Origin of the sequence: Mycobacterium sp. GA-1841, assembly GCF_001954135.1 — a bacterium.
Lineage (GTDB): Bacteria > Actinomycetota > Actinomycetes > Mycobacteriales > Mycobacteriaceae > Mycobacterium.
Genome location: NZ_MBEQ01000098.1, coordinates 1 through 22,360, shown reverse-complemented (window position 1 = coordinate 22,360; position 22,360 = coordinate 1). Strand labels below are relative to the sequence as shown.

Annotated in this window: 17 protein-coding genes and 1 pseudogene; 10 read left to right on the top strand and 8 right to left on the bottom strand. The window is 66.8% G+C overall.

The annotated features are described in order from the left end of the window. Window positions 1-188: 188 nt before the first annotated feature. Entirely contained in the window at window positions 189-3,065 is a 2,877-nt protein-coding gene (locus tag A5740_RS23070) for an MMPL family transporter (protein ID WP_076197962.1), read from the top strand. Window positions 3,066-3,523: 458 nt separating this feature from the next. Further along, window positions 3,524-3,979, top strand: a pseudogene (locus tag A5740_RS23065) (XRE family transcriptional regulator); the annotation flags it as partial. A 14-nt stretch (window positions 3,980-3,993) separates the two neighbouring features. On the opposite strand, the gene A5740_RS23060 reads toward A5740_RS23065, so the two are convergent. Then, complete coding sequence (locus A5740_RS23060) at window positions 3,994-4,683, bottom strand: hypothetical protein (protein WP_076197958.1); 690 nt, start codon at window positions 4,681-4,683, stop codon at window positions 3,994-3,996. After that, a complete protein-coding gene (locus A5740_RS23055) occupies window positions 4,680-5,306 on the bottom strand; it encodes a hypothetical protein (RefSeq protein ID WP_076197982.1) in 627 nt (208 codons plus the stop codon). The genes A5740_RS23060 and A5740_RS23055 overlap by 4 nt, the downstream gene beginning before the upstream one ends. A gap of 65 nt (window positions 5,307-5,371) precedes the next feature. Between A5740_RS23055 and A5740_RS23050 the strand changes: the two genes are divergently transcribed. After that, entirely contained in the window at window positions 5,372-7,357 is a 1,986-nt protein-coding gene (locus tag A5740_RS23050) for a M13 family metallopeptidase (protein ID WP_076197956.1), read from the top strand. 73 nt (window positions 7,358-7,430) lie between these two features. Here the strand turns inward: A5740_RS23050 and A5740_RS23045 are convergent, their stop codons facing one another. Beyond that, a complete protein-coding gene (locus A5740_RS23045; protein ID WP_076197954.1) occupies window positions 7,431-8,444 on the bottom strand; it encodes a L,D-transpeptidase family protein in 1,014 nt (337 codons plus the stop codon). Window positions 8,445-8,586: 142 nt separating this feature from the next. Beyond that, a complete protein-coding gene (locus A5740_RS23040) occupies window positions 8,587-9,831 on the bottom strand; it encodes an MFS transporter (RefSeq protein WP_076197952.1) in 1,245 nt (414 codons plus the stop codon). Between the two features lie 149 nt (window positions 9,832-9,980). Between A5740_RS23040 and A5740_RS23035 the strand changes: the two genes are divergently transcribed. Next, entirely contained in the window at window positions 9,981-10,280 is a 300-nt protein-coding gene (locus tag A5740_RS23035; protein ID WP_076197950.1) for an MTH1187 family thiamine-binding protein, read from the top strand. On the opposite strand, the gene A5740_RS23030 is transcribed toward A5740_RS23035, so the two are convergent. Then, window positions 10,277-10,582 carry a metal-sensitive transcriptional regulator gene (locus A5740_RS23030; RefSeq protein ID WP_076197948.1) on the bottom strand — a complete coding sequence of 102 codons (306 nt, stop codon included), beginning with the start codon at window positions 10,580-10,582 and terminating at the stop codon, window positions 10,277-10,279. The two genes, A5740_RS23035 and A5740_RS23030, sit on opposite strands and share 4 nt — an antisense overlap. A gap of 46 nt (window positions 10,583-10,628) precedes the next feature. On the opposite strand from A5740_RS23030, the gene A5740_RS23025 reads away from it, so the two are divergent. Continuing rightward, the gene (locus A5740_RS23025) at window positions 10,629-11,051 is read left to right on the top strand and encodes a hypothetical protein (RefSeq protein WP_139335307.1); all 423 of its coding nucleotides are present in this window, start codon (window positions 10,629-10,631) and stop codon (window positions 11,049-11,051) included. A 62-nt stretch (window positions 11,052-11,113) separates the two neighbouring features. After that, entirely contained in the window at window positions 11,114-12,817 is a 1,704-nt protein-coding gene (gene ilvD / locus A5740_RS23020) for a dihydroxy-acid dehydratase (RefSeq protein ID WP_076197944.1), read from the top strand. A 28-nt stretch (window positions 12,818-12,845) separates the two neighbouring features. On the opposite strand, the gene A5740_RS23015 is transcribed toward ilvD, so the two are convergent. Together A5740_RS23015 and A5740_RS23010 are read right to left on the bottom strand one after the other, a co-directional pair. Further along, window positions 12,846-15,452 carry a LuxR C-terminal-related transcriptional regulator gene (locus A5740_RS23015; RefSeq protein ID WP_076197942.1) on the bottom strand — a complete coding sequence of 869 codons (2,607 nt, stop codon included), beginning with the start codon at window positions 15,450-15,452 and terminating at the stop codon, window positions 12,846-12,848. A 184-nt stretch (window positions 15,453-15,636) separates the two neighbouring features. Continuing rightward, window positions 15,637-16,077 carry an SPW repeat protein gene (locus A5740_RS23010; RefSeq protein ID WP_076197940.1) on the bottom strand — a complete coding sequence of 147 codons (441 nt, stop codon included), beginning with the start codon at window positions 16,075-16,077 and terminating at the stop codon, window positions 15,637-15,639. A 136-nt stretch (window positions 16,078-16,213) separates the two neighbouring features. On the opposite strand from A5740_RS23010, the gene A5740_RS23005 reads away from it, so the two are divergent. After that, window positions 16,214-17,662: a hypothetical protein gene (locus A5740_RS23005; RefSeq protein WP_076197938.1), complete on the top strand. Its 1,449-nt coding sequence runs from the start codon at window positions 16,214-16,216 to the stop codon at window positions 17,660-17,662. Between the two features lie 3 nt (window positions 17,663-17,665). Here the strand turns inward: A5740_RS23005 and A5740_RS23000 are convergent, their stop codons facing one another. Continuing rightward, window positions 17,666-18,241 carry a TetR/AcrR family transcriptional regulator gene (locus A5740_RS23000; RefSeq protein WP_076197936.1) on the bottom strand — a complete coding sequence of 192 codons (576 nt, stop codon included), beginning with the start codon at window positions 18,239-18,241 and terminating at the stop codon, window positions 17,666-17,668. 138 nt (window positions 18,242-18,379) lie between these two features. On the opposite strand from A5740_RS23000, the gene A5740_RS29235 reads away from it, so the two are divergent. From A5740_RS29235 to A5740_RS22985, 3 genes are read left to right on the top strand one after another with little or no spacing between them, the layout of a single operon-like run. Next, a complete protein-coding gene (locus tag A5740_RS29235) occupies window positions 18,380-19,090 on the top strand; it encodes an SAM-dependent methyltransferase (RefSeq protein ID WP_139335306.1) in 711 nt (236 codons plus the stop codon). Beyond that, window positions 18,999-19,382, top strand: coding sequence for an MmpS family transport accessory protein (locus A5740_RS22990; RefSeq protein ID WP_254849308.1), 384 nt, complete (start codon window positions 18,999-19,001; stop codon window positions 19,380-19,382). Before A5740_RS29235 ends, A5740_RS22990 begins: the two co-directional genes overlap by 92 nt. Beyond that, window positions 19,379-22,279: an RND family transporter gene (locus A5740_RS22985; RefSeq protein WP_076197932.1), complete on the top strand. Its 2,901-nt coding sequence runs from the start codon at window positions 19,379-19,381 to the stop codon at window positions 22,277-22,279. The genes A5740_RS22990 and A5740_RS22985 overlap by 4 nt, the downstream gene beginning before the upstream one ends. Window positions 22,280-22,360 lie beyond the last annotated feature (81 nt).

The window sequence follows — 22,360 nt, the reverse complement described above, 5'->3', positions numbered from 1 at the left end:
GCTATGTCGCCGGACGGTGCGCTTTCGTTAGCGGCACACAGGTAACGCTACGGATATCTCAGTGCGATGTCAGAACGCCAAGAGCGCGGGCCGCATCACCGCGGTGGGGGTACGCTCACGCTGACGCTAGCCAGGACACGCCCAGCCAGGCCGGACGGAGAAAGCGGGGACCTCGAATCCAGCAGTTCATGATGCGCTTGAGCAGCAGTCTGCGCAGATTCCGCTGGGCGGTTTTCGCGACGTGGTTGCTGCTCCTGGTGCCCTCGATCTACCTCGCGATCAACCAGTCGTCGAATCTCACCGGCGGCGGTTTCGACGTCGAAGGTTCACAGTCGCTCCACGTCCAGCGGCAACTCGAGGAACATTTCCCGGACCAGGGCGCTTCTCCGCTTGCCCTGATCGCCTCTCCCCGCGCGGACGCCTCGTTCGAGGACATGAACGCCGCGGTGCGGCGGCTGGAGAAGGTGGCGGGCGAGGTGCCCAGCGTCAAGATCGTGCCGAACCCACAGCAACCGGCGCCACAGCCGGACCGGCCCTACGTCCTGACGCTGCAATTGGACTTCAACAACACCGGCGCGGTGGATGTCGCCAAGCAGCTGCGCCAGAAGGTAGGGATCCACGGGGAGGAGCCGGGCGAGAGCGAGGACGGCAAGGTCAAGTTCTACGTCATCGGGCAGGGCGCGCTCGGTGCGGCGGCCACCCAGGCGACCAAACACGACATCGCCGCGGCGGAGAAGTGGAACCTGCCGATCGTGCTGATCGTGCTGCTGGCGGTGTTCGGCTCGCTGGCCGCCGCGGCGCTGCCGCTGGTGCTCGGCATCTGCACGGTCGTGGTGACCATGGGACTGGTCTATCTGTTGTCGATGTACACGCAGATGAGCGTGTTCGTCACCTCAACGGTGTCGATGTTCGGCATCGCCCTGGCCATCGACTACTCACTGTTCATCCTGATGCGGTTCCGCGAGGAGCTGCGGGCCGGCCGCGATCCGGCCGACGCGGTCGACGCGGCGATGGCCACGTCCGGTCTGGCGGTGGCCCTGTCGGGCCTGACGGTGATCGCCTCCGTCACCGGCATCTACCTGATCAACACCCCGGTGCTGGTGTCGATGGCCACCGGCGCGATCCTGGCCGTCGCGGTCGCCGTGCTGACCTCGACCACGCTGACCCCCGCGGTGCTGGCCACCTTCGGCAAGGCCGCAGCGAAACGCTCGTCGTACCTGCACTGGTCGCGGCGCGCCGAGGCGAGCCAGTCCCGGTTCTGGACCCGGTGGACGGGCGCGGTGATGCGTCGTCCATGGGCGTCGGCCCTCGGCGCGACGGTCCTGCTGCTGGCCCTGGCCGCCCCGGCGTTCGGCATGGTGCTGGGCAACAGCATGCAGCGCCAGTTCGAGCCGACCCACGAGATCCGCGGCGGCGTCAACCCCGCCGCCGAAGCCCTGGGGCCGGGCGCGCTGGGTCCGGTACGGGTGCTGGTGACGTTCCCGGAGAAAGACGGCGCATCTTCTGCAGGGGCATCTTCTCCGGGGGGCAGCGCCACACTCGACGCGGTACGCCAGGAGATGACGAAGGCGCCGCATGTGGTGTCCGTACAACCGCCGGCGTTCTCCGACAACAACTCCAGCGCACTGCTGTCGGCGGTGCTGTCGGTGGACCCCGAGGATCTGGCCGCCCGTGACGCCATCGACTGGATGCGCGACAAGCTGCCCACCGCCGCCGGGCCGGACGCCCGTATCGACGTCGGCGGCCCGACCGCCCTGATCAAAGACTTCGACGACCGGGTGTCGGCGACCCAGCCCCTGGTGTTCGTGTTCGTGGCGCTGATCGCGTTCGTGATGCTGCTGGTGTCGATCCGTTCGGTGGTCCTGGCCCTCAAGGGTGTGCTGATGACCGTGCTGTCGGTGGCCGCGGCCTACGGCAGCCTGGTGGTCGTGTTCCAGTGGGGTTGGTTCGAGGGGCTCGGATTTCAGAAGCTGAGCTCGCTGGACAGCACGATCCCGCCGTTGGTGCTGGCGATGACCTTCGGCCTGTCGATGGACTACGAGATCTTTCTGCTCACCCGGATCCGAGAGCGGTTCCTGCAGACCAACAACACCCGCGACGCGGTTGCCTACGGGGTCAGCACCAGCGCGCGGACCATCACCAGCGCGGCGCTGATCATGATCGCGGTGTTCATCGGCTTCGCATTTGCCGGCATGCCGCTCGTGGCTCAACTCGGGGTGGCGTGCGCGGTGGCCATCGCCGTCGATGCGACCGTGGTGCGGCTGATCCTGGTGCCCGCTCTGATGGCGATGTTCGACGAGTGGAACTGGTGGCTGCCGCACTGGCTGGACCGGCTGCTGCCCGAGGTGGATTTCGAGAAGCCGTTGCCCAAGATCGAGGTCACCGATCTGGTCATCATCCCCGACGACATCTCCGCACTGGGACCGAGCGGATCCGATCTGCGCATGATGGTGCGGACCGCGGCGAAGATGAAACACCTTGCGCCACAGACGATCATCGTTACCGACCCGCTGGCGTTCAGCGGGTGCAGCAAACCCTCCTCCCGGCTGGCAGCCCGCCGGCCAGGTGGCCCGAAGCGATGCCCCGGGGTGCATCCGGTGACGATGTGGCGGGGCCGGTTGTCGGTAGCTGTCGACGCGCTGCAGATCGAGGCCGACACCGATCGTGCACCGGTGGAACGCCTCAGCCCGGTGGAGACCACCAACGTCCAACTGCCCACCGGGGACCGGCTGCAGATCCCGACCGGCGCCGAAACGCTGCGACTGAAGAGCTATCTCATCATGTGCCGCAACAGCGCCAAGGACTACGAAGAGTTTGCTGATCTTGTCGAGTCGGTAGAAACCGAGACCGCAGCTCTGGTGTTGTCGGGCATGGACCGGTATTACTGTGGGCAGAACCCGAAGAGCAGATGGGTGGCCACCCAGCTGGTGCGCCGGCTGGCCGACCCCCAACCATCGGACGAACACGATTTCGTGTTGTCGGATCCGGATGCGGCTGCCGAGTGGGAGAAAGTCAGGCAGCGCTGCCTGTCGGTTGCGGTAGCGATGCTCGAGGAGGCGAAGTGACGTTGGCCCCCGATGTCCGGGAACAGCGGGATGCGCGGATCACCCGTCGCGACGAAGTTCAGCCGGGCCCCTCGTCCGCGCGTCGTCCTGCGGGTCAGCGCGGTCAGGGTCCTCAGGCTCAACGGACGTCGGCGCCGCGCACCACGACGCCGCGCACCACGACACAGCGCGCTTCCACTCCGCGCGCGGCGGCACCGCGCACGTCCGCACCTCGCACGTCGGCGCCACGAAACTCCGCCCCACGTACTTCGGCACAACGCCCCCAGAACCAGCCGGCACAGGTACAACGGAATCAGGAGCAACGTACGTCGGGACAGAACACCACGGCGTCCAGCGCTCCCGGACAGGCCACGAACAGGCAACGCACACAGGGGCAGGGAACGCAGACGTCACGCACACAGGTCCAGCGCTCGCAGCAGCCGACCCCGTCGCGACCGGCGCGGCAGGGGCAGGCCACGCCGCCGCAGCGTCAACCCGCATTCGACGACCGGCCGGTCGAGTACTGGCCGACCGCGGCGATCCGCGCTGCGCTGGAGACCGACGACATGGCGGTCTGGCAGCGCATCGTCGCCGCGATCAAGCGCGATCCGTTTGGTCGGACCGCACGTCAGGTCGAAGAGGTACTTCAGACCGCCCGCCCGTACGGGGTGTCCAAGGCGCTGTCGGAGGTGCTGGTGCGCACCCGCGAGCACCTCGAGGCCACCGAACGCGCCGAGGTGGCACGTCAGATCCAGGCCATGCTGCGTCGCTCCGAACTGCAGGCCCCCGAATTCGCTTCGCGCGCCGGGTTGTCCAACGAGTCCTTCGCCGACTATCTGGAGGGCACCGTCAGCCCGCCGGCGTCGCTGCTGCTGCGCATGCAGCGGCTCTCCGACCGGTTCGCCAAGCTCGCCGCCCAGCGGTCCGCGAAGTAGCCTTTCCAGCGTCCCTAACGGGAGTGCAGCGGGGTCACGTTGTCGACGAGCCAACGGCCGTCGACCTTGCTCAGGGCGATCCGCAGCGCCAGTACCGCATTGTCGGTGGGTTTGCCCGGCGCACTCTGGGTGCCCCGCATCACCACGGCCACGCTGGCCACCTGCGGGCCCAGCGCCTCCACGCCGGCCGAGATCGTGGCGGCCGTGGCCGACACGTTCTTGCTGGTCAATTCCTTTGCCACAGTGGAGAATTCGTTCTTGAACTGCTCGGCCCGATCCGGTGACATCATCGCGGTGGCACGGTCGATCGACGCCGTCGGGCTCTGCGGACTGAAGGTGGCGGTGGCCTCGGAGACACTGCTGGCGATGCGCACCACCTCGTCCCGGTCGTGGTTGAAGGTGCGGTCGGGCACGGTCCAGCGCAGGTAACCCACCGTCACCGCGGCCACCAGCGCGGCGGCGGCCACCCCGGCCACCGCGAACCGCAACCCGGGGGCGTCGTCGTCGGTGCCGAGGGTCACCCCGTCACGACGGGCCAGCACGATGTTGACGATGACGCCCTGCACGGTCAGCAGGCACAACACCGAACACAGCGACACCCACCACAGCGGCCAGGCCAGCGCCACACCGAGATACACCAGGGCTGCGATCGCGCCCAGCGGGGCGGCGACGTCGAAGGCCAAGACCCGCAACCGGTTCCTCATCGGATCGGCTCCAGCCGCGAGACCATCAGCGCGCCGTCGACATCGGAGATGTCGAGCCGCAGATTCCAGCGCACGGTCTGGGGTTTGTCGGTGCCGGCGTTCTCGCTCACCGACGTGGCCACCACCAGGACGGTGTCGGTGCGTGACACCATGCCGGCCAACCCGGTCTCGGGTGGGGCCGACGGACGGCCGTCAGGACCCGGTGGCGCGTGGTACAGCGTTTCGATGGCCACGGAGTCGATCTGGCCGGTGGTGCGGGCCTGTAGGCGCTGAACCAGATCCCGGTAGGGCGCGACGGCGGCATCGAAGTCGGCGTTGAGTTGGCCGACGGTGCCCTCACGCAGCTTCTGCATACCGGCCTCGACCGTGTCATTGTTGATGTTGATCAGGACGTTGGTCCAGTCGACGGCGGTGCGCAGCACCCGGGTCTGGTACGCGCGCTCATCAGTCTCGCTGCGGTGCCCGGACCACACCATCACGCCCAGGACCACCGCGACGACGGCGATCAGGCCCGCGACCGCCGAGGCGAAGCCGAAGACGCTGAGGACACCACCGGAGTGATCGGCTGTGCTGTCCTTACTGTCCGTGCTGTCCTTGTGGTCCTTGCTCGGCGCCTCGGGCATGGCCGTGAGGGTACCGGCCGCGAAACCGGCCCAGCGCACCCGCGGGCTTCTGGAAGAATGTCGGGGTGACGGTAGAAGCCATCAAGTCGGGTATCGACCTGAGCCATGTCGACCCGCAAGCCCGCCCGCAAGACGATCTGTTCGGCCACGTCAACGGTCGCTGGTTGACCGACTACGAGATTCCGGCCGACCGCGCCACCGACGGCGCCTTCCGGCTGCTGCACGACCGTGCCGAGGAACAGATCCGCGACATCATCACCCAAGCAGCCGAGTCCGGCGCCGCGGCCGGCACCGAACAGCAGCGCATCGGCGATCTGTACGCCAGCTTCATGGACGAGCAGACCATCGCCACGCGGGGCCTGGCCCCGCTGCTGGAGGAGTTGGCCCAGATCGACGCCGCTGCCGACAGCGATGCGCTGGCGGTGGTGTTGGGCGCTCTGGAACGCACCGGCATCTCCGGCGGCGCCGGTGTCTACGTGGACACCGACTCCAAGGACTCGACGCGCTACCTGCTGCACATGAGCCAAGGCGGCCTCGGACTGCCCGACGAGTCCTACTACCGCGACGAGCAGCACGCCGCGATCCTGGCCGCCTACCCCGGCCACATCGCCCGCATGTTCGCCCTCGTCTACGGAGACACAGCCGGGGACCCCGCCGATACCGCAGCGCGCATCGTGGCGCTGGAATCGAAGTTGGCCGCAGCCCACTGGGATGTGGTCAAGCGTCGTGACGCGGATCTGACCTACAACCTGCGGCGGTTCACCGACCTGGCCGCCGACGCGCCCGGGTTCGACTGGACCGGATGGGTCGAGGCGCTCGGGACCACCCCGGAGAAAGTGTCCGAGCTGGTGCTGCGGCAGCCCGATTACGTGACGGCGTTCGCCGCGCTGTGGTCGGGTGAGGCGCTGGAGGATTGGAAGGCCTGGGCCCGCTGGCGCGTCATCCATTCGCGGGCCGGGCTGCTGACCGACGACCTGGTGGCCGAGAACTTCGACTTCTACGGCCGCACCCTGAGCGGCACCGAGCAGAACCGCGATCGCTGGAAGCGCGGCGTCTCCTTGGTCGAGGGCCTGATGGGCGACGCCTTGGGCCAGCTGTACGTGGCGAAGTACTTCCCGCCGGAGGCCAAGGCCCGGATGGACGAGCTGGTGGCCAACCTGCGCGAGGCCTATCGGGTGAGCATCAACGAGCTGGATTGGATGACGCCGGAGACCCGGGCCAAGGCCCTGGTGAAGCTGGACAAGTTCACTCCCAAGATCGGTTACCCGGCCCGCTGGAAGGACTATTCGGCGCTCGAGGTCTCCCGTGACGACCTGTACGGCAACTACCGCCGTGGTCACGTGGTGAACTCCGACCGGGAGCTGGCCAAGCTGGGCAGTCCGGTGGACCGCGACGAATGGTTCATGACGCCGCAGACGGTCAACGCCTACTACAACCCGGGGATGAACGAAATCGTCTTCCCGGCAGCCATTCTGCAGCCGCCGTTCTTCGATGCCGACGCCGACGACGCCGCGAACTACGGCGGCATCGGCGCGGTGATCGGCCACGAGATCGGTCACGGGTTCGACGACCAGGGCGCCAAGTACGACGGCGACGGCAACCTGGTCGACTGGTGGACCGACGCCGACCGCGCCGAATTCGGGGTCCGCACAAAGGCTTTGATCGACCAGTACGAGACCTTCACCCCGCGCGGGCTGGACGGCTCCCACCACGTGAACGGTGCCTTCACCGTCGGGGAGAACATCGGCGATCTCGGTGGGTTGTCCATCGCCCTGCTGGCCTATCAGCTGTCGTTGAAGGGCGAGGAGGCTCCGGTGATCGACGGGCTGACCGGCGTGCAGCGCGTGTACTTCGGCTGGGCTCAGGTGTGGCGCACCAAATCCCGTGATGCCGAGGCCATTCGACGGCTTGCGGTGGATCCGCACTCACCGCCGGAGTTCCGCTGCAACGGTGTCATCCGCAACATCGACTCGTTCTACGAGGCGTTCGAGGTGACCGACGCCGACGAGCTGTACCTGGAGCCGGCTCAGCGCGTGCGCATCTGGAACTGACCTATATCTGCGCGAGCAGACACAAAACTGCCCCTTTTCGAGTGAAAAGGGGCAGTTTTCTGTCTGCTCGGCGTTAGAACATCTGCCAGTCGGAGGCACCGTCGGGCGTGTTGTACCAACCACCACCGGTGTTCTTGATCACCACCGGATCGCCGCTGCCGAAGTTGTCGTAGAACCACTGCGCGTTGGCCGGGCTGAGGTTGATGCAGCCATGGCTGGTGTTGCTGTTGCCCTGGGCCGCCACCGACCACGGCGCGCTGTGGACGAAGACGCCACTGTTGTCGATGCGGACGGCGTCCTGCACCTTCAGCTTGTAGCCCTCCTTGGAGTCCACCGGCACGCCGTAGGTGGAGGAATCCATGATGATGTCGGGGAACTTCTCCAGCACGTAATAGGTGCCGTTCTTCGTCTCATGCTTGCCGTCGGGCTTGCCCATCGACACCGGGAAGGTCTTCTCCAGCTTCCCGTTGCGCATGATCTCCATCTGGTGGGCCTTGTCGTCGACGGTGGCCACCAGGTAGTCGCCCACCCGGAAGCTCGACTTCGTGCCGGCCGCGTCGATGTTCACCACGGTGTTGGCCGGCCAGAAGTCCTGCGGGCGCCACCGCAGCTGCGTGTCGGTGACCCAGTAGAACCGGCCCGGCACCGGCGGGTTCGAGCTGATCCGGATGGCGTCCTGCGCCATCTGCCGGTCGGCGATCGGCCGCTGGAAGTTGATGTAGATGGGCTTGGCGACCCCCACCATCGACCCGTTGACCGGGTTGAACGACGGCGGCAGGAACGGCGGCTCACCCTCGAACGGGGTGGTGCTCTGACCGGCCGGGGTGCCTTCGATCGGGACCGCCGGGGCGCCGTAGTTGTTGATCACCGACGGGCCGGTGGACGTGCTCGACGGTGCCAACGGGTCCGACGGGTCCGACGGCAGCGGGGGGATGTACGCGCCCGGCGGCGGACCCGGAACAGCAGGGTCCACGGGTGCCGGCGGCACCTCCGGATCCGCGTATGCGGATGGGCTGAGCACCATTCCACCGAGCAACCCGGCAGCCATGAAAGCAGTGATCAGTCGACGTTTTGCCGGTTTCGGCATGAGTAACCTCCAGACAGCACAACTCGCCCCAGTGTCTCACAGCGCAGTGACCAGCTACTGCCGCGAGAAGGCGTCGCCCTCCGGCAGCGCGCAAGCACATGGCGCTGAACTGCGAGTTTCATCGCCCTCGGGTGATCTTGTGTTACTTCTCGCTGGTGGCGCAGGAAACCACGAACACACCCCGAGACAACGCGACACCACACATCGCGACCAGGATCAGCGCCGCGGCGGCACCGACCGCCGCAGTCGCGCCGCCGTGGTCGTAGATGCCGCCGCCGATCAGCGCACCGCCCATGATGCCGACCTGAAACGCGGCGACGTACCGGCCGGAGGCGCCGTCCGGGTCGCTCGGGGACGTGCGCATCGCCGAGGCCTGCAGCATCGGCGGCAATGCGGTGGACGCGGCGCCCCACACGATCATCGCGGCCGCGCCGAGCCCCACTGCGACGGCTCCGTGCACGTGCCCCAACCCCAGCGCCGACAGCGTCACCAGCGCGGCGGCCAGCGCGGCCAGACAGCCGAGCACCGAGGCCTTGGGCCACAGATCCAGCGGGCGCGCCATGGCCGCCATGGCGACCAGACCGGCGATGCCGAAACCGGCCAGCAGCCAGGCCAGGTGCGGGCCGTGGATGCCGACCACGTCACGGATGATCACCACGATGAAGGTGTAGGCGATGAAGTGTCCGGTGACGCCGATCAGGGTCAACGCCGACAGGAAGACCAGACGGCGATTACGCATGTGGCGGCGCGGGCTTTCCGGCGTCGGCGCGACGGTCAGGGGTGGCAGCGGCGGCAACAGCGCCCACGCAGCCAGGGCCACCGCAGCGGCGGCGACGGCGACGATCGTGACCGCCTGCCGCCATCCCCACAGCTCGCTGAGCGCCGCGCTGAGCGGGTTGCCCACCACCAGCGCCAGGCCGGTGCCGACATAGACCGCGGCGGTGGCCCGGCCGGCGTGGCTGGCCGGCACCAACCGTGCACCGATCGGCGCGATCACCGACCACATCAGGCCGTGGGCCAGGGCGCACAGCACGCGGCCACTGGCCAGCACCGCGAAGTTCGGCGCGAGCGCCGAGACCACCTGCGACAGCGTCAGGCACACCAGGGTCGCCACCAGCGTCCGGCGGCGCGGCCACCGTGCGGTCAGCCGGACCAGACCCACCGTCGTGAGCGCGGCGACCAGCGCATAACCGGCCATCAAGGTGGCCACCAGACCTTCGCTGACGTCGAGGTCCGTGGCAATCGCCGGCAACGCACCGACCGGGAAGATCTCGGCGGTGACGTAGACGAACGCCGCGGCCGCCAGCGCCGCGAGTTGCATGGCAACGCGCGGTGTCCACGGGCTTGTGTGGGCGGCGAGCGATTCGCCGGTGACGCTGGAGGTCATGCTGGAATCCCACGGTAATGCCGCGGAGGCGCGATGCGTGGTAGCCGTCCCGTCAGCACGCTTTTTCCAGGCCGCGTTTGTAACCTCAGGGCGGGATTTCCGCCAGGCGGCCGCCACAAGGTTACGAACGCGGGCGCACAATCGATGTCGTGATCGTCGCCTTCAGCATCAGCCCGTCCGGTGGGGATGAGTCCGGGAGTGTCAGCGCCGCGGTGGCCGAAGCCGTGCGGGTGGTGCGCGCTTCCGGGCTGCCCAATGAGACCAACGCCATGTTCACCAACATCGAAGGTGACTGGGATGAGGTGATGGCCGTGGTGAAACAGGCCGTCGATGCCGTAGCTGCGGTGTCTTCCAGGGTCAGCCTGGTGCTCAAGGCCGATATTCGGCCCGGCTACACCGGCCAGCTCACCGCCAAGGTGGAGCGGATCGATCAGGCACTGGGCGACTAGGAGCGAACCAGGCGGGCGATGGCCGCCGAGGCCTCGGCCAGCTTGGTCTCGGCCTGGTCGCCGCCTTCGGCGACGGCCTGCGTCACGCAATGGCCGAGGTGCTCGTCGAGCAGACCGAGCGCCACGGACTGCAGAGCGCTGTTGACGGCGCTGATCTGGGTGAGGACGTCGATGCAGTACTTGTCCTCGTCGATCATCTTGGCGATCCCCCGGACCTGGCCCTCGATCCGGCGCAGCCGTTTGGCGTAGTTCTCCTTCTGCGCCGAGTAGCCGTGTGCACCTGAGTTGTCAGCCGCGTCCATGGCTCAAGTATACGGGTACCCCACTGGGGTATGTAAGCTGAACGCGATGTCACAGCCTCCCTGGCCTGGTCCACCCGGCTGGCCCGGCCAACCGCCACCGGCACCCCCGGACGGGCGGTCGACGATCGGTACCACGGTGACGGTGCTCAGCCTCATCCTCACGATCGCGCTGTGGGTGGCGGCCGTGCTCGGTGCCGCCGCCGCCGTCTGGATGTCGCTGTTCTTCGGGATGGCCACCGACACCTGCCACGCGACGTGCGGCCCCACCCCGTATGACGATCAGGTCTATCCGACCACCTGGGGCTGGATCGGCGGCGGACTGGCAGCCGGCGTCGTCGGCAGCATCGTCATGGTGTTCTTCACCCGCCGGTGGTTGTGGGTCTGGCCCGTGGTGTCGATCGCGTGCACGGTGATCGGGTTCTTCCTCGGCCTCGACCTCACCACCAAGTCCACAGAATGGACCGGCTGACCTGCGTCGCAGCCACACAAAGAATTTGGGCGGCTAACTAACCGAGGGGCATACTTGCCTGCATGTCTCCTGCCGACCAGCCCGATATCAAGCCCCGCAGCCGCGACGTCACCGACGGCCTGGAGAAGGCCGCAGCCCGCGGAATGCTCCGTGCGGTGGGCATGGGCGACGACGACTGGGTGAAGCCGCAGATCGGCGTCGGCTCATCGTGGAACGAGATCACGCCGTGCAACATGTCGTTGCAGCGCCTGGCCCAGGACGTCAAAGCCGGTGTGCACGAGGCCGGCGGCTACCCGTTGGAGTTCGGCACCATCTCGGTGTCCGACGGAATCTCGATGGGCCACGAAGGCATGCACTTCTCGCTGGTGAGCCGTGAGGTGATCGCCGACAGCGTCGAAACCGTGGTGCAAGCCGAGCGCCTGGACGGCACCGTGCTGCTGGCCGGTTGTGACAAGTCGATCCCGGGCATGTTGATGGCGGCCGCGCGGCTGGACCTGGCCTCGGTGTTCTTCTACAACGGCTCGATCATGCCGGGCATCGCCAAGCTGACCGACGGCACCGAGAAGGAAGTCACGATCATCGACGCCTTCGAGGCGGTCGGCGCGTGCGTGCGTGGCCTGATGTCACGCGAAGACGTCGACATCATCGAGCGCGCCATCTGTCCGGGCGAGGGCGCCTGCGGCGGCATGTACACCGCCAACACCATGGCGTCGGCGGCCGAGGCATTGGGTCTGTCCCTGCCCGGCAGTGCCTCACCGGTGGCCGTGGACAAGCGCCGCGGCGAGTACGCCCGCAAATCGGGCGAAGCGGTGGTCGAGTTGCTGCGCCGCGGCATCACCGCCCGCGACATCCTCACCAAGGAAGCCTTCGAGAACGCCATCGCGGTGGTGATGGCCTTCGGCGGTTCCACCAACGCGGTGCTGCACCTGCTGGCGATCGCCCGCGAGGCCGAGGTCGAGCTGACCCTGGCCGATTTCACCCGGGTCGGCAACAAGGTGCCGCACCTGGCCGACGTGAAGCCGTTCGGCCGGCACGTGATGAAGGACGTCGACGAGATCGGCGGCGTGCCGGTGGTGATGCGCGCGCTGCTGGATGCCGGTCTGCTGCATGGCGATTGCCTGACCGTCACCGGGAAGACCATGGCGGAGAATTTGGCCCACATCGCGCCGCCGGACCCGGACGGCAAGGTGCTGCGGGCGATGAACAACCCGATCCACCCGACCGGCGGCATCACGATCCTGCACGGTTCGCTGGCGCCGGAGGGCGCGGTGGTGAAGTCGGCCGGTTTCGATTCCGACGTGTTCGAGGGCACCGCACGGGTTTTCGAGCGGGAACGGGCCGCGCTGGACGCATTGGAGGACGGCACCATCACGCACGGCGACGTCGTGGTGATCCGCTACGAAGGGCCCAAGGGCGGTCCGGGCATGCGCGAGATGCTGGCCATCACCGGCGCCATCAAGGGTGCCGGTCTGGGCAAGGACGTGTTGCTGATGACCGACGGCCGGTTCTCCGGCGGCACGACGGGGCTGTGCGTCGGGCACATCGCCCCCGAGGCCGTCGACGGCGGGCCGATCGCGTTCGTGCGCGACGGTGACCGGATCCGGCTCGACGTGGCCAACGGGACGCTGGACGTGCTGGTCGACGAGGCCGAATTCGAGTCCCGCAAGGCCGGTTTCGAGCCGCTGCCACCGCGGTACAAGACGGGCGTGCTGGCCAAGTACACCAAGCTGGTCCAGTCGGCGGCCGTCGGCGCCGTCTGCACGTAGGCACCCCCCAGCAACCCGGCACCGCGGGTCACTCCCGGCTCGGGCCACGCCTCAGGATCGCGGCCAGTTCCTCACGGCTGCAGGCACCCACCCGCTGGCAAGCCCGGTACAGGTGGCCTTCGACGCTGCGCACCGACATCACCAACCGCTCGGCGATCTGCTTGTTGCTCAACCCGGCGACCACCAACTCGACGATCTCCCGTTGCCGCTGCGTCAGCGGTTGACCGGCCGGGTTGCGCAACGCCGGGGTGCACAACCCGCCGCACTCGGCGGCGCGCTCCTGCGCGATGGCGGCCGCATAGGCGCTGCGCTTTGCCTGACCGTGACGGCCGAAGGCGACGGCGGCCTGCGCGGTGGCGTCGGCGGCCGTGGCCCGATCGCCGAACGCCCGGTAATCCTCTGCGGCAGACAGTAATCCGGCGCCGTCATCGGCGGCCAGCGCCTCGATGTGCCGGGCCACCGTATCGGCCAACGGCAACTTCAGCGTCTCCGCGAGCTCGCGTGCCCGGGCCGCTCCGGAGCTGTCTCCCCACTGTGCGGCCGCCTGCAGGCAGGCCAGTTCATGTGTCGGCTGAGCACACCGCGCGGCGTTGCGGCCCGCATCGCGCACGACGGCTATCGCCTCGGTGAGCGCCCCGCCGGCGGCCAGGGTCCATCCGGTGGCCACCGACATCGCGGTGTGCATGAACACGTAGTCGTCGGGCACCCGTCGGCCGGCCCGGGCCAACGCTTCCTTCGCCTCGGCGGCCTCGCCGAGTTTGGCGTGCGCCTCGGCCAGCGAGAAGCAGCTGGCCACCCGCAAACCCGTTGTCACATCGTGTGTTTCGGCACCTGCATAGGCCTCGTGCAGGTGCTTGACGGCGGCGCCGAGATCAGCCCGGACCAGCTCGGCATGGCCGAGCAGGTAGGCGAGGTTGGCATACACCAGGCCGGGGACCTCACGTGCCGACTCATCCAACCGGGCCGCCATCGCCACGCATTCACCGATCCGGCCCGTCAGCCGGCAGGCCCGGCCGTGGACCGCGCCGAACCAGAACCGCATCGGGGAGGATTCGAACGAGGTCAGGGCCCGATCGATCGCCTGCTGTGCCACACCGTCGATCTCGTCGACGTGTCCCAGCGCACCAAGTGCCATCGTCAGAGCGATCGAGGCCATCATGGCATGTAGGTCCGGCAGCCCATCGTATTCCAGTGCCGCCCTGGCTTTTTCCTCGGCGCTCACGCATTGGCCCAGCACCGCATCGACACACGCCTGAATGGCAAGCCGTTCCATCTGCTGTTGTTCGGATTCGGATGGGTCGGCGATCTTTTCCAGGATGGCCGCGGCGTCGCGTGGACGGCCGAGCATCCAGGCCAGATTGATCGCCCGCACGGTCGCCCAATGATGACTGTCGGGTCGGCCGTCTGCGGAGATGTCCTGCAGGACCGCCTCGGCCTCCTCACCACGGCTCAGCAGGATGAGTGTCATGGCACGCATCGGCGCGGCCTCGGGGGCGCCGCATTCGGCTGCGGCAGCGGCGAATCGGTCTGCTGCATCGGGGTCGAGCAGCACCGCGGCGCAGCGTGCCGCGGTCAGGTACAGGTCCGGATCCGGCGGCAGGTCGGAGTGCAGCGCCAGCAGGGCCCGTCGTACGGTCTCGCGCATGTCGCCGTCGGGTGTACGAGCCAGCCGCTGCGCAAGCCTGCCGCGGATGCGCGACAGGTGCATCTCACCGGCAGTCGCGCGGCGCAGTTCCCCGTAGAGCGGATGGGACAGTGTGGCCATCAGATCGCGTCCGGACCGCTCGACGGACACCAGATGCATCTGTTCGGCCGCCTCCAGGTCGCCATGGTCGACGAGATCGTCGAGAATCTCGACGCTCAGCGGCTCGCACTGCGAGAGCGTGTCGAGCACGAGCGCCATGCCGGGGTTCAGTTCGCCGAGCCGCCGGCCCACCATGTCGGTGATGCTCTGGGAGACAGCCACATCCCCGTTCCACATCCACACGCCCGCAGATTCGTGCATCTGGCCGGCCGCGACCTGGTCCTTGACCAGTTGCAGCAGATAGAGCGCATTCCCACCGGTGAGCTTCCAGAACCGTCGTGCGGTTCGGCTGTCGACCGGACCGCCGACGGCGGACTCGATCAACGTGGTGGCCGCGGTGATCGACAGCGGTTCGAGGTCGATCCGGTCGAGCAGACTGTCTTTCCACAACGCGGTCACCGCGTCGGGTTCCGGCCCACCGGATCGCGCGGTGACGACGAGACGCACCCCTCGGGTCTGCGCCAGTTGGTGGACGACGTGCGCCGACAGCGGGTCGAGCAGGTGAGCGTCGTCGACACCGATGACGACCTTTCCCGCACGTTGCTGCGCGACGAACGAGTCGATCACCCGGCGCACGTCGGGCAGCGGATCGCACATGCTCTGGCTGAGAGATCCGGTGAACGCTCCGAGCGGGATGGCGCGCGCGGATTCGGTGGCGACGAACCAGTTGGTGCGCAGTCCGGAGGCCGCCGCATGGCTGAGCGCTTCGCGGGCCAGGCGTGTCTTGCCGACGCCGGCATTGCCCACGATGAGCACGCCGTGATGGGTTCCCGGCCCACCAAGGGAACGACGGATCGCCGCCAGTTCTTCTTCCCGCCCCGCCAGCTTCATGTCAGCAGTTCGTTACCCGCCATCGCCGTCTTGGAAGTCGTTTGCCCAGGATATGGCGCAAAGCCCGGTACCGGACGCAAATTGACGCAATGTCCGGCGAACACGTCGCGATATCGGGCACACAGAGTCTCGGCCGGCCGGCAGAGGTCGGCTCGAGATCCGGCGCACCGGACCTGCCTACCAGCTAGGCCTGGCGCACTTCGGTATTGCGCACCTGCATGCCGAAGTACATCGCGGTGAAGCCCAGCAGCATCACGAGTACACCGCTGATCACATGTGACCAGATCATTCCGGCCGTCGGCCCATTGATGAACACCCACGGCGAAATGATCAGCCACACACCGAAAATGGGCAGCGTCCACGTCATACCGTGCGCGCGGTCCAGGGCGAAGCTGAAACTCATCGACAGGAGCGCGATCGCCCCGCCGACGATCAGATCGTTCACGGTGAGCCTGCCGAAGGCGTCGTAGCCGACGATCCATGGCGACAACGCGACATACATCGCCGTCAGCAACGTCAGGCCGAAGGTGATCTGGGCGGCCATCGACTCGGCCACACGGTCGTACCCGGCCCGCAGGGCCAGGATGTCCGGATGCTGGTCGATTGATGAATGGACCATACTCATTTCTTGTCCTTTCCGTTATGCAGCAAGGTGTTTGGGCCCTACCGCAGCCATCCATCACCTCCCAGATTACGCCGAGGGCGTCGCTGCGGCGGTGGGGTTGGGCAACCCGGGAAACCGGCCCGGTACAGTGTTCTCAATGCACTGGCGCAGCAACGTCCGAACGGACGAATATGCCGGTGCCCGTGAGCAACTCGGCTGGTTCGGGATGCTGTTCGCGATGGGCCTGGTGTTCCACTTCTCCGACAGCCAGCCTCAAGCGGCGTTGCCCGTCCTGCTGGCGGCCCTGCCGGCCCTGATCTTCTTCGGCTCGGTCGCCTCGGCCGGGCTGGCCTTGATCGCCGGGGCGGGCATGGCGGTGCTGAGCCTGCCGGCCGCATCGAACCATCTGGTGATGAGCCTGCTGGTGGCTCTGGTCCTGGGCGGCGCGGCGGTGTGGGCGCTGGCGGATCGTAGCGCTCCGAGCGGGCCCGACGGCTTTGTCGACCGCTGGCTTCAGAGTGCGCGCAGCCCGGTCTGCCTGGTGTTGCTGGTCGTATATCTGTTCACGGTCTTCGACAAGTTGAACACCGCGTATTTCACGCCGGCGACATCGTGCGGAGGTGAGCTGTTCAGCCAGCTCCTGTGGATCAACGGGGTCGACGGTGTGATGCCCGGTCCGGTGGTGGGCCAATTCGTGGCGGTCAGCACGGTGGTGATCGAGGCGGCCCTGCTGGTGTTGCTGGCCGTGCCGCGGTGGCGGTATCGGGGCGTGCTGCTGGGGGTCGGATTCCACTCGGTGCTGGCATTGGCCTCGTTCTATGACTTCGCCACGGTGGTCTTCGCGGTGTATGTGCTGCTGGTCCCGACGGAGGCGTTCGCCGTAGACGGGCAGCCGCGCCGCACGCTGCGCCGCGTCGCGCTCACCGGCTTCGCGGCGCACGTGTTGTTGAGCGTGGTGTCGAGTGCTGCCGAGTCACCGGACAGCCCGATCGGCCTGCCCTGGCACACGCTGCTGGTGCTGACCTGGGCCGTCGCCGTGGGTCCGGGCATGTATGCGGTGGTGCAGCGATATCGTGCCGTGCCGGTCGCCACGACGGAGTCCCGGCGGCTACCCCTCGTCGTGTTGCTGTTGGTGCCCTTACTGGCGTTCGTCAACGGGTTGACGCCGTATCTGGGTCTCAAGACCGTCGCGAACTATTCGATGTTTTCCAACCTGCGCACCGAGGACGGCACCACCAATCACCTGCTTCCCGGGATGGGCGCCCTCGAACTCGTCGGCTACCAGCGCGACACGGTGACGGTGGTAGGTCTGCGTTTACCCGACCGGACCGACGACCTGACGTACCTGCGCCGTCAGGCCCGCTGGGTGTCGGAGGACCCGCCGGTCCGGATTCCCTGGCTCGAGTTGCGCCGCAGTGTGTTGCTCTGGCGGGACGCGGGTCTCGACGGCATCGGTCTCGCCTACGTGCGCGACGGGGTTTCGCACATGGCGGACGATGCGGTCAGCGATGCCGCGCTCGCCGCACCGCTGCCCTGGTGGCAACGGCACCTGCTCGCCTTCCGTGCGGTGGACTCGGGGTGGGGTGCCGAGGCCTGCCGTTGGTAGCCGTCAGGCCTGCAATGTGGAGGCCGCCGGCAGTAGCCGTTGCGCGCAATCCAACAGCACCCGGTGAAGTTCCTCGTCCGAGATGTCGTTGAGCTCAGGGTCGGTGGCGCTGCCGTAGATACCCGAGGCGAGCACCGACATGCAGATCCGGCCGGTGGCGTCGGGATGGGGTCCGAGCAGGATGACGGTGAGCCGTTCGATGGTGTCCTGGAGCTCGGCGCGACCCTGCACCAGACCGTCGATGACCGGGTCGCCGTGAACGACGGCGGTCATCCGGCGGTGCCGCACGGCGAGATCGACCATGCCGCTGACGGCGGCTTCGCGTCGCGCATCGGGCGACGACATCGACTCGGCGATGCGGACCAGCCTCATCATGTCGTCGAAGACGGGCTGGATGACTGCCAGCGCGATCTCGTCTTTGGAGTGGAACTGGTAGTAGACCGCGGCCTTGCTGACACCCAGCCGATCGGCGATCATCTGCAGCGACGTGCCGTTGACACCGTGCTCCGCGAACAGGCTCAACGCCGCTTCCAGCACCCTCTCGCGCGCAAAGCCACGCGGCGCAACAGCCTTCGCCACACCTGTCCCTTCGTCGCGCTGAGCGTATCCAAGGGTGCTAGATCACACCGTAAATTAAACGAACTAACTTGATCGCAGTTAGCCGACTGTATAAGTTTCACTTTACATCCGGCAAGGAACCCGCGGGGAGGAGTGCTGATGCCGAGCGCATGCATGCTTGATGCCGCAGAACTCCTCGACTCCTACCTCCTGGCCGCCGTCGACACCGGCATCGACCAGGTGGTGTTCCTCGCCTCCGACCTCGACCCGCGCCCGTACCAACTCCCCTGGCCGGATGGGGTCACCGTCTACGTCGTCGACGATCCGGCGATCCTCGACGTCAAGATCGACGCCGTGACGGGTATCACCCCGGCGGCCGCCGTGCGTGGTGTGCCCGCCGCCATCAGCGGTGATTGGTCCACCACACTGATCCAGGCCGGATTCGACGCGGAGCGGCCCACCCTCTGGAGCACCGAGGGCGTACTACCCTTCATCCCATTGCACGAGCAGTGTCGGCTCGTCGCCGACATCACCGCGCTCAGCACGCCGGGCAGCAGGCTGATCTCGGAGAGATCGGCCAGTCCCTTCCGGGACGATTCCGGCGGGGACGCCGACGCGGATGCCCCGTTGTGGGAATCCGCCGACGCCGACATGACCACGACGTGGCGATGGAGCTTCGCAGCCAGCCGGTACGTCACCGCGTACCTGACCTCCGAAAGGCCGACCAGGGAACATGAAGCTGCTGAAACGGTTCTGGATCCCTTTGATCATCACCGCGGTGGTCGTGGTGGGCGGCTTCACGGTGATGCGGGTGCGCACGTTCTTCGGCGCCGGCGACGGCTCCGGCATCTCCAGCGCCAAGGTCGATGACACCAAGCCGTTCGACCCCAAGGTCGTGGTCTACGAGATCTACGGCGAACCCGGCGCGTACGCCGACGTCAACTACCTCGACCTCGACGCCCAGCCGCAGCGCATCGACGGGGTCACCCTGCCGTGGACGCTGCGCCTGGAATCCACCGCACCGTCGGTCTTCCCCAACATCGTCGCCCAGGGCAACGGCGACACGATCAGCTGCCGCATCACCGTCGATGACGAGGTCAAAGACGAGAGAACTTCCAACGGCGTGAACGCCCAGACCTTCTGCTTGGTGAAATCTGCATGAGCAATTACGACGCCCCGACGGAATCGATCCCGGTCGCCTCCGCACCACGACACACCAACCACGGCGGTATCGCCAAGTGGATCCGGCGCCTGTCGGTGCCGCTGATCATCGGCTGGATCGCGCTGATCGCCGTCCTCAACGTCATCGTCCCCCAGCTCGAAGAGGTCGGGAAGATGCGTTCGGTGTCGATGACACCGGACGAAGCACCGTCCATGGTCGCGATGAAGCGCGTCGGCGAGGTGTTCCAGGAGTTCAAGTCCAACAGCTCGGTGATGGTCGTCCTCGAAAGCGACCACCCCCTCGGCGACGACGCGCACAAGTACTACGACGAGATCGTCGACAAGCTCGAAGCCGACAAAAAGCACATCGAGCACGTCCAGGATTTCTGGGGCGACCCGCTGACCGCCTCGGGCGCGCAGAGCTCCGACGGTCTGTCCTCCTACGTGCAGGTCTACACCGCCGGTAACCAGGGCGAGGCGCTGGCCAACGAATCCGTCGAAGCCGTCCAGAACATCGTCAACAGTGTGCAGGCGCCCCAGGGACTGAAGGCCTACGTCACCGGCCCGGCCGCACTCTCGGCCGATCAGAACATCGCCGGCGACCGCAGCATGCGGATGATCGAGGCGCTGACCTTCACGGTCATCATCATCATGCTGCTGATGGTCTACCGCTCGATCATCACGGTGATCCTCACCCTGGTCATGGTGGTGCTGTCCCTCACGGCAGCCCGCGGCATGATCGCCTTCCTGGGCTACTACAACATCATCGGGCTCTCCACCTTCGCCACGAACCTGTTGGTGACCCTGGCCATCGCCGCGGCCACCGATTACGCGATCTTCCTGATCGGGCGATATCAAGAGGCTCGAGGAGCCGGTGAAGATCGAGAACAGGCCTACTACACGATGTTCCACGGCACCGCACACGTGGTGCTGGGCTCGGGCCTGACCATCGCCGGCGCCACCCTGTGCCTGCACTTCACCCGGTTGCCCTACTTCCAGTCCCTGGGCATCCCGCTGGCCATCGGCATGGTGACCGTGGTGGCCGCCGCGCTGACCATCGGACCGGCCATCATCACCATCGCCAGCCGGTTCGGGAAAACCCTGGAACCCAAACGGGCCTCACGGACCCGCGGCTGGCGCAAAATCGGTGCGGCCGTGGTGCGTTGGCCCGGACCGATCCTGATCACCACCATCGCCATCTCGATGGTCGGTCTGCTGACCCTGCCCGGCTACCGAACCAACTACAACGACCGCGAGTACATGCCGGCCGACCTGCCGGCCAACAGTGGCTACGCCGCGGCCGACCGGCACTTCTCACCGGCCCGGATGAACCCCGAGCTGCTGCTCATCGAGAGCGATCACGATCTGCGCAACTCCGCGGACTTCCTGGTGATCGAGCGGATCGCCAAGCGAATCTTCCAGGTGCCCGGCATCTCTCGGGTCCAGGCGATCACCCGTCCGCAGGGCTCACCGATCGAGCACACCTCGATCCCGTTCAACATCAGCATGCAGGGCACGACCCAGACCATGAATCAGAAGTACATGCAGGACCGCATGGACGACATGCTCAAGCAGGCTGACGAAATGCAGATCACCATCGACACGATGACCAAGATGATCGCGTTGATGGAGCAGATGCGCGACGTGATGAACAGCATGGTCGGCAACATGCACGGGATGCTCGCGGACATCCAGCAATTGCGGGACAACATCTCGGATTTCGACGATTTCTTCCGGCCGATCCGCAACTATTTGTACTGGGAACCGCACTGCTACGACATCCCGATGTGCTGGTCGATCCGCTCGGTGTTCGACACCCTTGACGGAATCGACACCATGACAGCCGATTTCGAGGGAATCGTGCCCGACATGGACAAGATGAACGCGTTGATCCCGGTGATGATCGCGAACATGCAGCCGATGATCGCCACCATGAAGACGATGAAGACCATGATGCTGACCATGCAGGCCACCCAGGGCGGCATGCAGGATCAGATGGCGGCCATGCAGGACAACTCGACCGCCATGGGTCAGGCCTTCGACGCGGCCAAGAACGACGACACGTTCTACCTACCGCCGGAGACCTTCGAGAACCCGGACTTCAAGCGCGGCATGAAGATGTTCCTGTCCCCCGACGGGCATGCGGTGCGGTTCATCATCAGCCATGAGGGCGATCCGATGAGCCCGGAGGGCATCAAGCACATCGATGCCATCAAGCTGGCGGCCAAGGAAGCCATCAAGGGCACGCCGCTGGAGGGCTCCAAGATCTACCTCGGCGGTACTGCGGCCACGTTCAAGGACATGCAGGAAGGCGCCAACTACGACTTGTTGATCGCCGGAATCGCCTCGCTGTGCCTGATTTTCATCATCATGTTGATCATCACCCGCAGTGTGGTCGCGGCCGCGGTCATCGTCGGCACGGTGGTGATCTCCCTCGGCAGCGCGTTCGGTCTGTCGGTGCTCATCTGGCAGCACCTGATCGGGCTGGAACTGCACTGGATGGTGCTCGCCATGTCGGTGATCATCCTGTTGGCCGTGGGTGCGGACTACAACCTGCTGCTGGTCTCCCGACTCAAAGAGGAGATACACGCGGGCTTGAACACCGGCATCATCCGCGCCATGGGCGGCAGCGGCTCGGTGGTGACGGCCGCAGGTCTGGTGTTCGCGTTCACCATGATGTCGATGGCGGTCAGCGAGCTGGCCGTGATCGGCCAGGTGGGCACCACGATCGGCCTGGGTCTGCTGTTCGACACCCTGGTGATCCGGGCCTTCATGACCCCGTCCATCGCCGCACTGCTGGGCAAGTGGTTCTGGTGGCCGCAGATGGTGCGCCAACGGCCCAAGCCGGAGCCCTGGCCGCAGCCGATCCAGCGCGAGCCGCAGGACACCCTGGCTTGATCCCCTCCGCGAGACATCCCTGGGAGCTAAGTGTCAAGCGGCGGCTTGTGCGCGGTGTGCCCAGGCGGTGTGTTCGTCGTA

Bases quoted from the DNA above. Each gene is read 5' to 3' on its own strand.
- A5740_RS23025 (WP_139335307.1), top strand. From the start codon at position 10,629: ATGTCACAGCCTCCCTGGCCTGGTCCACCCGGCTGGCCCGGCCAACCG.
- A5740_RS23030 (WP_076197948.1), bottom strand. From the start codon at position 10,582: ATGGACGCGGCTGACAACTCAGGTGCACACGGCTACTCGGCGCAGAAG.
- A5740_RS23015 (WP_076197942.1), bottom strand. From the start codon at position 15,452: ATGAAGCTGGCGGGGCGGGAAGAAGAACTGGCGGCGATCCGTCGTTCC.
- A5740_RS23055 (WP_076197982.1), bottom strand. From the start codon at position 5,306: ATGCCCGAGGCGCCGAGCAAGGACCACAAGGACAGCACGGACAGTAAG.
- A5740_RS22985 (WP_076197932.1), top strand. From the start codon at position 19,379: ATGAGCAATTACGACGCCCCGACGGAATCGATCCCGGTCGCCTCCGCA.
- A5740_RS23010 (WP_076197940.1), bottom strand. From the start codon at position 16,077: ATGAGTATGGTCCATTCATCAATCGACCAGCATCCGGACATCCTGGCC.
- A5740_RS23040 (WP_076197952.1), bottom strand. From the start codon at position 9,831: ATGACCTCCAGCGTCACCGGCGAATCGCTCGCCGCCCACACAAGCCCG.
- ilvD (WP_076197944.1), top strand. From the start codon at position 11,114: ATGTCTCCTGCCGACCAGCCCGATATCAAGCCCCGCAGCCGCGACGTC.
- A5740_RS29235 (WP_139335306.1), top strand. From the start codon at position 18,380: ATGCCGAGCGCATGCATGCTTGATGCCGCAGAACTCCTCGACTCCTAC.
- A5740_RS23060 (WP_076197958.1), bottom strand. From the start codon at position 4,683: ATGAGGAACCGGTTGCGGGTCTTGGCCTTCGACGTCGCCGCCCCGCTG.
- A5740_RS23070 (WP_076197962.1), top strand. From the start codon at position 189: ATGATGCGCTTGAGCAGCAGTCTGCGCAGATTCCGCTGGGCGGTTTTC.
- A5740_RS23045 (WP_076197954.1), bottom strand. From the start codon at position 8,444: ATGCCGAAACCGGCAAAACGTCGACTGATCACTGCTTTCATGGCTGCC.
- A5740_RS23005 (WP_076197938.1), top strand. From the start codon at position 16,214: ATGCACTGGCGCAGCAACGTCCGAACGGACGAATATGCCGGTGCCCGT.